Annotated in this window: 11 protein-coding genes and 1 other annotated feature; of the genes, 1 reads left to right on the plus strand and 10 read right to left on the minus strand. The window is 68.7% G+C overall.

Features of this window, described 5'->3' with window-relative positions:
* Window position 1: 1 nt before the first annotated feature.
* Together P9K36_RS03315 and P9K36_RS03320 are read right to left on the minus strand one after the other, a co-directional pair.
* Complete coding sequence (locus P9K36_RS03315) at window positions 2–907, minus strand: tyrosine-type recombinase/integrase (protein WP_179696864.1); 906 nt, start codon at window positions 905–907, stop codon at window positions 2–4.
* A 325-nt stretch (window positions 908–1232) separates the two neighbouring features.
* Window positions 1233–1979 carry a glucose 1-dehydrogenase gene (locus P9K36_RS03320; RefSeq protein ID WP_043755531.1) on the minus strand — a complete coding sequence of 249 codons (747 nt, stop codon included), beginning with the start codon at window positions 1977–1979 and terminating at the stop codon, window positions 1233–1235.
* A 106-nt stretch (window positions 1980–2085) separates the two neighbouring features.
* On the opposite strand from P9K36_RS03320, the gene P9K36_RS03325 reads away from it, so the two are divergent.
* Window positions 2086–2463 carry a helix-turn-helix domain-containing protein gene (locus P9K36_RS03325; RefSeq protein ID WP_043755533.1) on the plus strand — a complete coding sequence of 126 codons (378 nt, stop codon included), beginning with the start codon at window positions 2086–2088 and terminating at the stop codon, window positions 2461–2463.
* Between the two features lie 165 nt (window positions 2464–2628).
* Here the strand turns inward: P9K36_RS03325 and P9K36_RS03330 are convergent, their stop codons facing one another.
* The 8 genes from P9K36_RS03330 to P9K36_RS03365 form a co-directional block, all read right to left on the minus strand.
* The gene (locus P9K36_RS03330) at window positions 2629–4113 is read right to left on the minus strand and encodes a SulP family inorganic anion transporter (protein ID WP_043755535.1); all 1485 of its coding nucleotides are present in this window, start codon (window positions 4111–4113) and stop codon (window positions 2629–2631) included.
* Between the two features lie 114 nt (window positions 4114–4227).
* Window positions 4228–4283, minus strand: a sequence feature (sul1 is cis-regulatory element that is thought to sense ions involved in sulfur or methionine metabolism; They are found in Alphaproteobacteria).
* Window positions 4284–4599: 316 nt separating this feature from the next.
* Window positions 4600–5022 (minus strand): response regulator, encoded by a 423-nt coding sequence (locus P9K36_RS03335; RefSeq protein ID WP_043755483.1) that lies wholly within the window; start codon window positions 5020–5022, stop codon window positions 4600–4602.
* A 137-nt stretch (window positions 5023–5159) separates the two neighbouring features.
* On the minus strand, window positions 5160–5834 hold the full coding sequence (locus P9K36_RS03340; RefSeq protein ID WP_043352913.1) for a class I SAM-dependent methyltransferase: 675 nt from the start codon (window positions 5832–5834) through the stop codon (window positions 5160–5162).
* 64 nt (window positions 5835–5898) lie between these two features.
* Window positions 5899–6957: a glycosyltransferase gene (locus P9K36_RS03345; protein WP_043755485.1), complete on the minus strand. Its 1059-nt coding sequence runs from the start codon at window positions 6955–6957 to the stop codon at window positions 5899–5901.
* Window positions 6954–7895, minus strand: a complete 942-nt coding sequence (locus P9K36_RS03350) for a galactosyltransferase-related protein (protein ID WP_043755487.1) — start codon at window positions 7893–7895, stop codon at window positions 6954–6956. Before P9K36_RS03350 ends, P9K36_RS03345 begins: the two co-directional genes overlap by 4 nt.
* Before the next feature lie 41 nt (window positions 7896–7936).
* Window positions 7937–9082: a glycosyltransferase gene (locus P9K36_RS03355; protein ID WP_274925829.1), complete on the minus strand. Its 1146-nt coding sequence runs from the start codon at window positions 9080–9082 to the stop codon at window positions 7937–7939.
* A gap of 22 nt (window positions 9083–9104) precedes the next feature.
* Entirely contained in the window at window positions 9105–9989 is an 885-nt protein-coding gene (locus P9K36_RS03360) for a galactosyltransferase-related protein (protein WP_278306562.1), read from the minus strand.
* Window positions 9979–12030, minus strand: coding sequence for an HAD-IIB family hydrolase (locus tag P9K36_RS03365; RefSeq protein WP_043352927.1), 2052 nt, complete (start codon window positions 12028–12030; stop codon window positions 9979–9981). Before P9K36_RS03365 ends, P9K36_RS03360 begins: the two co-directional genes overlap by 11 nt.
* Between the last annotated feature and the right edge of the window lie 72 nt (window positions 12031–12102).

Below are 12102 nucleotides of genomic sequence, written 5' to 3' on the forward strand. Positions count from 1 at the left end.
CTCAGCCGGGCGCGATCTCTCCCGTCTTGAACAGACCCAGCTTGTCCAGCGGACTGGTCACGGTGCGTACCGTGCGGGTGGCGACCTTGGTGTAGAACGCCGTGTTCTCCAGCTTGGCGTGCCCGAGCAAGACCTGGATCACCCGGATGTCGATGCCGTCCTCCAAGAGGTGGGTGGCGAAGCTGTGGCGCAGGGTGTGCGGGCCGACCCGCTTGGCGATATCGGCCGCCCGGGCCGCCTCGACCACGATGCGGTGGAGGTGGCGGGTGCTGATCGGCTTCATCGGATGCTGGCCCGGGAACAGCCAGCCGTCACGCTGCATGACGCCCTGCTGGCGTCCGACCTTCCACCACTGGCGCAGCAGGGTGAGCAGGTCCGCCGGGAGCAGCGCGTTGCGGTATCGTCCGCCCTTGCCGCGCTCGACCCGGATGAGCATGCGCGCGCTGTCGATGTCGATGACTTTGAGCGCTGCGACCTCGGCCACGCGCAGGCCGGCGCCATAGGCCACCGACAGAGCAGCCTGATGCTTGAGGCAGGTGGTGGCGTCGAGCAGCCGGGTGACCTCGTCGCGGCTGAGCACCACCGGCAGCGTGCGCGGATAGGCGAGCCGGACGAGCTGGCGCGCGAGGTCGGGCCGGTCGAGGGTGTGGGTGAAGAAGAAGCGCAATGCCGAGACGATGGCGTTGAGGGTCGGCACCGGCACGCCGGCCTCGCGCTGCTCGACCTGGAAGCGGCGCAGGTCCTGCGCGGTGGCCGTGTCGGGCCGGCGCCCGAGGAAGGTGGCGAGGCGGCCGACGTCGCGGATGTAGTTGCGCTGGGTCTCGTGCGAGAACCGGCGCAGGCTCATGTCGTCGATCAGGCGCTGGCGCAGGGGGCTGACCGCGCTGGCGGGGAGAAGATCGTGCATCGTGGGGCTCCTCGGATGAAGGAGCCTCGATGCTCGACCCGCCTCCGACGGGCCTCAAACGATGCGCGACGGTCCCGACCCTACCGCGCCCTCACCACACGCACCCTCCCGCGCAGCGGGTTCGTTCTTCGGCCAAGTCCAGCCCCGCTGGCGTGTGGCACCGAATGACCGGATTGGGTGGAAAGCCGCAGGTCTGCTTCCGGTGCGAGAGACAGCAAAGCAGACGCTATCGAAGGGTTGACGTAGTTCGACACCGCTCGTCCTGCGTTGCGCTCCTGCGCGCAGCCCCTGTCTGGCCCGTGCGCGCAGGTCTAGTCGTTGTGTTTCAGCGAATACCGCCGCTGGCGGTGATGTTCTCGCCGGTAAGCCAGCGCGCATCATCGGACGCGAGGAACGTCACGACGCCCGCGATGTCATCCGGGTGGCCGGCGCGGCCGAGAGGTGTCTGTGCGACCATCCCGGCTTCCATCTCCGAGCCGGAGATGCCGGCCGTGTGCGTCCCTTCGGTCACCACGTAGCCGGGGCTGACCACGTTCACGCGTATCTTGCGCGGGGCCAACTCATTGGCGAGGACGCCCGAGATCGCGTTCACCGCGCCCTTCGTGCCCGCGTAGACCGCCGCCGCCGGCGTATGCACGTGCGTGATCGCCGAAGAGATGTTCACGATGCTCGCGCCTTCGCCAAGATGCTTCACGGCCGCCTGGGTCGACAGCAGGATGCCGAGCACGTTGACGTCGAACTGGCGGCGATAGTGTTCCTCTGTGACCTCTTCGATCGCCGCGAACTCGTAGATGCCGGAGTTGTTGACCAGCACGTCGAGCCGCCCGAACTCCCGCACCGCCGCCTCGATCACACCCTGCGCCTCGGACGCTTTCGACACGTCGCCCTGGACCGCGATGGCCCTTCCGCCGGCCGAGGTTATGGCCGCCACGACGGTGTCAGCCCCGGCCCTGCTGGACGCGTAGTTCACCACCACAGCGGCGCCATCCTGGGCCAACGCTCTGGCGATCGCCGCACCGATGCCTTTGGATGCTCCGGTCACGACGGCGACCTTGCCCTCAAGCTTCGACATGTGTGCTATCTCCGACAGGGACCGGCTCCGGGATGGCAGCCTTAGACCCATAGTTCGGAACTTCGGAACTAATGGAGCGTCGTTCAAGACCCCATATGGACGAAATATGAGACCCCTGTTTCACCCCGCTATCGAGGACGTGCGTCCAGCGGCGATCCTGCACGCGCTCGCCGATCCGAGCCGCGCGGCCATCTTCGCCAAGATCATGCAGGCGGGCTGTGTCGAGGCCTGCTCGGCAGTCTCGGCAGTTGGGGACCGGGTCATCCCAAAATCCTCGCTGTCCAACCACTTCAAGGTTCTGCGCGAGGCCGGTTTGATCCGCAGCGAACGTCACGGCGTCGAAGTGCGCAACCATTCCCGCTGGATCGAGGTGGAGGCACGCTTTCCCGGTCTGCTGGCAGGGATCATCAATGCCTACGCATTAGACCAGCGCCACGACTTGCGTGCTGCGGAGACACCCACTCTCGATAAAGACGCGACCTAGGTCTGCATCCGAGAATGCTCCAATCCACCGACGGCAACCGACTTGGATCGGGTGCTTACCGGCTGCTCGGGGTGGGAAGCGGCATGACTGCTTCTGAACGTGTTGATCGCAAAGCGGCCATCCTCACGCACTGCCAACGCGATGCGAGGATGGCCTGCCGTCGAGTTAGTGACCGCCGACGGCGAACGTCGCCCCAGGCTTGTCGTGGGTGCCAATGCGCTCGACCATGGTGGCTGTCGCCTCGTTCATGCCGACGACGTCAACCGTGATGCCATGGTGGCGGAGCTTCAGGACGACCCGGTCGAGGGCGTTGATGGCCGAGATGTCCCAGAAGTGCGCCGCCTGCAGGTCGATCACCACGCCCGTCAGCCCTTCCTCGCGGAAGTCGAAGGCGGCGTGGAAGGCTTCCGCCGTGGCGAAGAATATCTGCCCGATGACCTGATAGGTCCGCACGTCGCCCTCGCTACGGGAGGACCGGACGGCGAAGAACTTTGTGACCTTGTGGGCGAAGAATAGCCCGCTCAAGATTACGCCGAACAGCACACCCTTGGCGAGGTCGTGAGTAGCGACCACCACCGCGACAGTGCCGAGCATGACCACGCTCGACGCCTTCGGATGGGTGACCAGCGTGCGCAGGGATTTCCACTGGAAGGTGTTGATGGAGACCATGATCATCACGGCCACGAGCGACGCCATCGGGATCTGCGCCACGTAAGGCCCGAGCACCACGATGAGGAACAGCAGGAACACACCGGAGAATAGGGTCGAGAGGCGCCCGCGGCCGCCGGAGGAGACGTTGATGACCGATTGCCCAATCATGGCGCAGCCGGCCATGCCGCCGAGGAACCCGGAAGCGATGTTGGCGACGCCCTGGCCGGCGCATTCACGGTTCTTGTTCGAAGTCGTGTCGGTCATCTCGTCGACGATGGCCGCGGTCATCAAGCTCTCCAGCAAACCGACCATGGTCAAGGTCAGCGAGACCGGAAGGATGATCCACAGCGTGTCGAGGGTGAACGGCACCTGTGGCAGGGCCACCCACGGCAGCTCGCTCGGGAGCGCCCCCATGTCGCCGACCCTGTGGATGCCGAGGCCGAGGTACATCGAGACGGCGGTGAGCAGGACGATGGTCACCAGCGGTGATGGCACGGCCTTGGTCAGGTACGGCATCCCGTAGATGATGCCGAGGCCAACGGCGGTCATGACGTAGACCGTGGTGCCTTGGCCGAGGAGCTCGGGCATCTGCGCCAGGAAGATCAGGATCGCCAAGGCGTTGACGAAACCGGTGACCACCGACCGCGAGACGAACCGCATCAGGTTGCCCAGGCGCAGGGCCCCGGCGACGATCTGCAGGAGCCCGGTGAGGATGGTGGCGGCGTACAGGTAGCCCACCCCGTGGGCCTTCACGAGCTCGACCATGAGCAGCGCCATGGCGCCGGTGGCGGCCGAAATCATCGCCGGCCGGCCACCGGCGAAGGCGGTGACCACGGCGATGCAGAAGGAGGCGTAGAGGCCGACCTTGGGGTCGACGCCTGCGATGATCGAGAAGGCGATGGCTTCTGGAATGAGGGCCAGGGCGACCACCGCGCCGGCCAATAATTCACGCGTGACGGTGTTCGGAACCCATTCGCTCCAGAGATGTGCGAAGTTCATGTTGGATAGGGACTTTCATCGTCCCGGCACGCGAAGCGTCTGCAAACCCGTGCGGGAGGCGCAAGACGGCAGGTCGGCCCCCGCGGAAGTCCGTGACACAGTCGCCGTCGATTGCGTGGTCCGGCGGATCGGCGGCCGGAAGAGCCACCCGGGCTTTCACCGGGTCCTGTCCTATACCGCCCTCGTACATCAGCGGGGTGGTGCGTTGCAATATCCCAACGATGTCCGGCGCGTCGCCTACCGCAGGATCGGCTTCGACGTCCCAGCATTTGCACGTCTGCTGACCGGGCCTGCTCAGGCGGCATTGGACGACTGGGTGGGGTCGCTATCAGACTGTCCGCTCGGAGTGGTGTCCGGCCCGTCCGCTTCTGGACGGCGAATGCATCGAAGCAGACAGCGCCGCCGGGTCCGTTTGGGGTGCTGACAGTCATTTTGCGTGCATGCTTGCGTAGCTGCGAGTGCTGACCAAAGATATGATCGCGCCTCTCAGGCGCGGTTCTCGTTGCGCAGCGGCTCGGGCTTCTGCTCGTCCGGCAGAACCTCGCGCAGGTGGTGATGCACGATGTCCACGCTGAACGGCTTTCCGATGAAGCGCGCTCCGTCCGGCAGATCGTTCGGTCCGGGCTTGGCCTGCCCCGACGCAACGACGATCGAGATGTAAGGATAGGCGCGCGCAACCTTGCGAGCGAGAGCGAAGCCATCGTGTACGCCCGGCATCTGCACGTCGGTGAACAGCAGCACGATGCACGCGTGGTGTTCTTCGAGCACGAGCAACGCCTTATCACCGGATGCGGCCGCAAAGGTCGCAAACCCCGCTTCCTCCAAGATGTCGATTGCAGCCATGCGGACCATGCCGTCGTCGTCGACGACGAGAGCACAGGGCGCAGCGTTCGAGGAGGCATGGGTCATCTCCCCTCAATGCCGCGTTTCATGGAAAGGTCCGGGTGGAAAGACGCCAAGTTCAGCCGCCTGTCATGAGATGGACGCCCGAGGTCGTCAGCGTTCCGACCAGATCCTCGTCGCCGGCGCACAGGCGAAGCACTTGATTAGCCCTCATTCGGCTTGGTGAACTTGCACTTGCCCTGCAGCGACCACGGCCCCCGCGCCCCGACTTCGGCGCAGAACGCATCGACCGCCCGGGTCACACCCGGGAAGCGGCCGCCCAAGCGGTCGTAATCGTCGGCGATCAGGAGGCCTCCAGGCCGCAGGACCGGCCACCAGGCGCGCAGGTCCGCCGCGACAGACGTCTCCTCGTGCCCGGCATCGAGATGAATGACGTCGGCGGTCACACCGCGCAGACGCAGGAGTTCCGCGGCATTCACCGAGTCGAGCGGCAACGGCACGATGTGGTCCGTCATGCCTTCACGCACCACATTGGCCAGGAAGGTCCGGTAGAGGCTCGGATAGCCATGCTCGGTGGCGAGTTCCGCGAACAGCGCCTCGTCCGCCCAGTGATCGACGGCTCCGAGCCACGTATCGACCGCGATCACGGTGCCGGTGACGTTGTGCTCGACCATGGATCGCGCGAGAAAAAGGGCGCTGGCTCCCTTCCATGTCCCGATTTCGACGGTGACGCGGGGTTGGAATTCGATCACCGCCTCTTCGAGATAGGGGTGGATGCTGCGCCAGCCTTGAAGGTCGCCGGCGCGTAGGTCCGCCGGGGGATCCGCGAAGGGGTCGCGGCCGTGCCACAGGGCGGCGATCAGGTCCTGACGGGTCATGGCACTCTGATTTGAGGGTGTTGGAAGGCCCAGGAGGGGCAGACATCCAGGAAGAGCAGTGGGGTCATCGAACGGCGCGGGCCTGCGCGTAGAGTGCCTCGCATCGGTCGAGCCAGCATGCGCGGGTGAACAGGCGCAGGACACGCGCGCGCGGGATCGGCCGCGGGATCACGAGCGCCGCGCCGATGGCACGGGCAAGACCCGCTTGGTCCCCTGGTGCCGCGAGGGATCCGGCTTCGCCGACGACCTCCGAAACGGCGCCCCGGGCGAAGCCGGCGACCGGCAGGCCGCAGGCCATCGCCTCAATCGCCGCCAGCCCGAACGGCTCGTCCCAGCACGGTGTGGCCAGGAACACGGAGGCGCGGCCGACCTCCGCGGCCAGGGCCGTCCCGCTGAGCTGGCCGCCGTAGCGGATCGAGCCGCCGAGCAACGGCGCGACCTGGGCCGCCCAGTAATCCGGCTCCTCGATCGGACCGAACAGGGTCAGGGGCAGGCCGGCTTGGCGCGCCGCCCCGATCGCGTGCTGCGCGCCCTTGTCGGGCGTGATCCGCGCGCACCAGACGGCGCTGCCGTCGCCGTCCGGACGATACGGCCAGGCGGCGGGATCGATGCCGTTGTGAAGCACCGAGGCCTCCGGGGGCGCCCCGTCCGGCCACCACGCGTCGAGATGCGCCCGGGAGGGCGCGGTGATCCGGTGTCCCGGGGCGGGGCTCGCCTGCACGAACCAGTGCAGGGCGTCGTAGGGCGGTACGTGCAGCGACGTGACGGTGGGCGTCGCGGCGGTGCGCCGTTTCTCCAGGGGCAGACGGCTCAGGCTGTTGTTGTGCAGCACATCGAAGCCCCCGGCAGCGATCCGGTCGCAGGCGGAAGCGTAGCCGTCGTCGAGATGAGCCTTCAGGCCCGCATCGCCCCGGTGCTCCAGGCCGGCATGGCTCCGCTCGTGGTGGACCGGGATCACAGGATCCAGGGCGAAGCGCGCGTCGCTGTCGCCGGAGGCGAACAGGGCGACGCTGTGGCCCCGGGCGGCGAGACCGTCCGCGAGGCTCCACGTATAGGCTTCGAGGCCCCCCGCGAAGGGCGGAGCGATCGGATGGCGGAGATGGGCAAGGAGCGCGATCCTCACGCCGTCACCGGCGCCGGCGCATTCGCGGCGGCCCCGGCATCCGTCCGGGCCTCGATGGCGCGGATCACCGACGCCGAGTTGGTGTAGGGCTGGTGGCCCAGCTGACCAGTCAGCGCGAGGTCGGCGGCGTCGGGCCGGCGCAGGATGCGGATCGGCCGGTCGGGCGTGTCGTCGATCAGGCCCATCACTTTGAAGGCGTAGAGCCAGTGGCCCATGGTGCGGTAGCCCCACTTGGCCTCGAACAATTCGGCGTTGCGCACCACACTCTCGAGGTGATGGACCGGCGGCATGTGGTGCGGGTGGTACTGGTGATAGGCGCGCGCGCCCTTGATCCAGGCGATCGGGATGCCGCTTCGGTCGAGGAGCTTGCCGAAGTCGGTGTCCTCGCCGCCGTAGCCGGTGTAGCGCTCGTCGAAGCCGCCGGTCGCCAGGAAGGTCGCCCGCCGGATCGCGAAGTTGAGCGACCAGAAGCAGCGGTAATCGTTGCAGATCTCGATGCCGGAGGCCGGGGGCCCGCGGCGGTCGGAATGCCGCTCCGCCACGGCATCGAGGCCGGCATAGTCCCAGGTCCCCAGCGTGGCGCGCTCGGGCAGATGCAGCACCTCGCCCATCAGCAGCCCGTCGAGTTCGGAGAGCCCCCGCGCGTAGTCGGCGATGAGGTCGGGCGCCGGGATGCAATCGACGTCGAGGAAGACCACGGCGTCGCTGTCGACCGCCGCCACGCCGCGGTTGCGCGCCGCCGCCAGCGGCAACTCGCGGCCCCGCACCGGAATCTGATGCACCGGGAAGCCGACCTCGGGGAGGTCGTAGGGCGTCTCCTGCATCACCGCGACGATGAAGGCGGCGGGGGGCTGCGTCTGGCGCTCCAGGCCGCGGAGCACGTTGCGCAGATGCGCCGGCCGGCCCTTCGCGAGGGTCACCACGGAGACGGTGGACATAAGGCGATCGGGCTCCGGTTGGGTTGGGGAGACGGCGGCGGTCACTCGGCGGCGATGCCTGGAAGCGGGACGGTTTCGGCGCCGGCCGGTCCGCAATCCCAGAGCGCGTCGGTCAGCCCTTCGAGCCAGCCGGCGGCGCGGGCAGCGGCGTCGGGGGCGTAGAGGCTCCGCAGGGCAGCCCCATCGAGGGCGCGGGCGCGGGCGAGGAGGTCCCGCCAGCCCTGGAGATCACCCGGCCAGGCGGGCGCCTGCACGGCGGCGCCAAGACGGACCAGGGCCTCGGCCTTGCGGGTCTGCTCGGCGAAGTAGCGCCATTCTGGCATCACGATCAGGCGACCGCCGACCCGGGCGACCTCGTGGACCGTGTTGTCGCCCGCCGAGGCGATCACGATGTCGGCGGCGGCGAGGTAGTCGGTGACCGAGGACACCCAGCCGAGTTCGCGCAGATTCGAAAAGTCGGTCTCGTGGCCCTCGCGGTGGGTCGGCCCGAGGGTGAGCCACAGGGCGTCGGGTTCGGCGCGGGCCGCGACCGTGAGAGGCGCGAAGGGCGTGCCGCTGCCGCCGCCGCCGGTCACCGCCACCACGATCTCCCGTGCAGGATCGAGGCCGAGCTTGGCGCGGGCCTCCGCGCGCTCCGGCACCCGGTCGACGCTGGTGCACAGGCCGCCGCTGTAGAAGGTCTTGGCGCGCAGGTGTGCCGGGTAATCGTCTTGCTCCAAGCGCTCGTCGAAGGGGGCGAGCATTCCGACGCAGGCCTCGTAGGCGCCGACATGGCCGATATCGGACCGGTCGCCGTGCATGCGGATCTGCACCGCCGGCACGCTGGCGATACGCGCGAGCAGCGCGATCTCCGCCGAGACATCGACCACGAACAGGCCGATTCCACGCTCGTCGAGATGGTCGAGGATCGACCGCATGGTCCGGCGCATCGCGTCGAGACCCAGGGGAACGCAGTGCATCACCTGGGGCGTCGGCTCGGCGTAGAGGCGCGCCGTCGGCACGGCGGCGCCGATCATGTTGGGCAGCGCCACGATCTCGATGTCGCGGCCGAAGCCGTCGAACAGGCGTGGATCGGCGGTCAGCACCGAGACGGCCCGGTCACGAGCAAACTCGGCGGCCACCGCCATCGTGCGGTTGGCGTGGCCGCGGCCCTGATGATGAACGAAGAACGCGATCGGCTTCTTCATAACGGTGGGTTCGGGCTCGCTCTCAAGAGAACAGGGCGTCGGGCCGCAGGGCCGCGGCGATCTCGGGTTCGGTCGGCGGGCGGATCAGGCGGATCGCGGGGGCGGCGACGTCCCAGTCGATCAGCCCGGCCGCGCGGAACTGGTCGAGCCAGTAGGTCATGCACCAGCGCCCGTGCCGCGCCCGGAAACGCGCCGCGTTGGCGAGGATCGACGCGAAATGCTGCAGCGGCGGCACGTGGACCGGATGGTGCTGGTGATAGGCGCGAGCCCCCGCGACCCAGAAGACCGGCAGCCCGGCGGCGGCAAGCCGGGCGGCGAGGTCCGTCTCCTCACCGCCGTAGCCGACGAAAGCCTCGTCCATGCCGCCGGCCGTGCGCCAAACCGCGGCCGGTAAGGCGAAGGACAGGCCCCAGAGCTGGCCTGCATCGGGTTCCGGCCGCAGGCCGTTTTTGGGCAAGGCAGGCCGGGCCGGATGGGCTCGGCCGAGGCGGTCGAGTACCGCCGGCTTGCAATCGCCGGTGCCCGCCCCCGGCGGAAGGTAGAGGACCTCGCCGAGCAACAGCCCCTGCGCCGTAGCGCCGGCCCGCGCATAGGCGTCCGTCAAAGTCGGCGACGGGATGCAATCCACGTCGAGGAAGACGAGGAGTTCAGCGCACGCTGCCTCGGCGGCCCGGTTGCGCGCGGCGGCCAGCGGCATCGGCTCGCCCGGCACGTGGAGGTGCCGGATCGGGCAGCCGGGATCGGGCAGGTCCGGCGCACGATCCGACTGCATCCAGGCGATCACCAGCTCTCGCGGGGGCAGCGTCTGGCGGGCGAGACCCTGCATCAGGTTACGGAGGCGGTCGGCCCGGCCGCGGACCAGGGTCAGGACGCTGGGAGCCGGCCCCCCCTCGTGCTCAGCCGGCATCGGCGAGCATCCGGCGGAAGTGCGAGACCCCTTCAATGATGCCCCGGGCGTGGGTCCGACGGGACACGTAGGAGTGCTTCAGGGCGGCATGGCTGGCGAGGTCGTCGGAATAGTTCGCCACGATGATCGCCTGCACGCGGGCGCCGAGCATCTCGATGTCGTTGCCGGAATCGCCGGCCACGAACACGGCGTGCTCCGGCAGGTCGTACAGGGCCCGGACGTGGTCCACGGCAGTGCCCTTCGAGGCGGCCTCGGGCAGGACGTCGAGATACCGTCCATGACTGTGAATCACACGCGCGGCGATACCGGCCTCTGCCAGACGCGCGCGGACGCGCCGTTCGGTCTCGGTGTCACCGAAATAGCTCAGCTTCAGGGCCCGCTGCTCCAGAGGACCCTGGGGGCTCAGCCCATCAAGCCTGTCGAGCGCTGCCTGCACGGCGGGCCGATCCCAGCCGGGCTCTATGATCCGGCGCCACGCGGCGTCTGCCGTGTATGTCACGCCGTTGGCGTCGAGGTGGTAAATTTCGGATCCCACCGAGGTGATCATTACCTGGGGCCGGGGGCTGTCCTGTTGCTCCAGCACGGCCATCGCGCTGTGGAAGGACCGGCCGGTTGCGACGCCGAAGGCGAGCCCCGCCTGCCGGCTGCGCCACCGGCGGAAGATTCCCATGGCCGCATCGCAGCCGACCAGCGTGTTATCGATGTCGCAGACGAGCAGCTGCCGGGGTGTCTGGGTGGGCGGCTCCGGGGACAGCAGCGCGCGCAGCAGGACGTGATAGCGGGCGGCGTGCCGGTCCCAGTCGTAGGCTGCAGCCGCCCGGGCGCCGCCAGCCACGCAGCGTGCGTAGAGGACCGGATCGCCCAGGATCCGCAGGCACGCCTCCGCGATCGCCCCGTGGGTGCGTGGATCGACCAAGAGCCCGTTGCCGCAGGTCTCGACGATGTCGTTGGGGCCGCCGCTGTCGGTGGCGACCAGCGGCAGGCCGGCGGCAGAGGCCTCAAGTAGCGTCAGGCCGAAGGGCTCGTTGAGGGCCGGGTTGACGAACAGGCCGCCGCGCGTCCGGGCATGGGCGTAGATCGCCGGAACGTCCTCCGGACGGTGCGTCTTCGGGTAGGCGACGCGCCCGTAGAGATCGTAGCGATCGATCAGGACGAGGAGGTCGCGCATGGTCGCGGCCATGTCGCCGTCGAGGGTATCGATGTCGTCACGGGTCCCGGCGATGATCACGAGGTTGGCGTGGGCCTGGAGCGCACGACTCTCGCCGTAGGCACGCACCAGCGCAGCGAGATTCTTGCGCGCCACCGGCCGGGCGAGCGCCAGGATTGCCGGCCTGTCCGGATCGTCGAGGAAGCGGTCGATCGCCGCGTCGACCCGGGGATGGGTCTGGGCCGCGGCGAAGCGGGCGAGGTCGCTGCCCGGAGGCAGGACGCGGACGCGTCCGGGATCGTAGGCCGCATAGCCGGCGTACTGCACCTCCGCCTCGTCCCGCGAGGAGGCGATCACGAGCTGGGCTCGCGCCACAGCCTCCTCCTCGGCGGCGATCCGGCGGGCGAGATCAGGCCGGACGGGGGCCGTGCCCAGCATCGTTGCCTTCACGCGTCCGAGGGAATGGGCCGTGAAGACGAAGGGGATGCCCAGGCGATCTTCCACCAGGGCCGCCACCGTCGCCGCGTCCGCGTAATGCGCGTGAATGAGATCCGGCGCCCGGGCCTGGGCGGCGATCCAGGTGATGAGGTTTTCGGCGAAGGACGCGACCTCGGCGTGCATCGCCTCCTTGGCGCGGTAGTCCGGGGACGCGCTCGCGAGCCGCACGAGCGTGACCTTGTCGGCGATCGGCTCTTCGGGCACGGCGTAGGCGGCCCCGAGGGAGCCGCGAAACAGACGGGTCGCCACCACGATCCGCGTGAGATCGCGGTCCTGCACCGAGGCCGAGACCAGATCGAGCAGGTAGCGGATATGGCCGCCCGTGTCGGCGGTGAGCCCGTAGACGACGCCGTCGCCGCGCAGGCAGCCCTGCAGGGCGATATGCAGGACAAACATCAGGCGTGCGCTGCGGCTCTCGCGCGCCGCAGAACGCTTAACTTATGTAAAGCGAACGCCGCGCCCCGGCTT

The sequence above is a fragment of the Methylobacterium sp. 391_Methyba4 genome (assembly GCF_029691625.1).
Taxonomy (GTDB): Bacteria; Pseudomonadota; Alphaproteobacteria; order Rhizobiales; family Beijerinckiaceae; genus Methylobacterium; species Methylobacterium fujisawaense.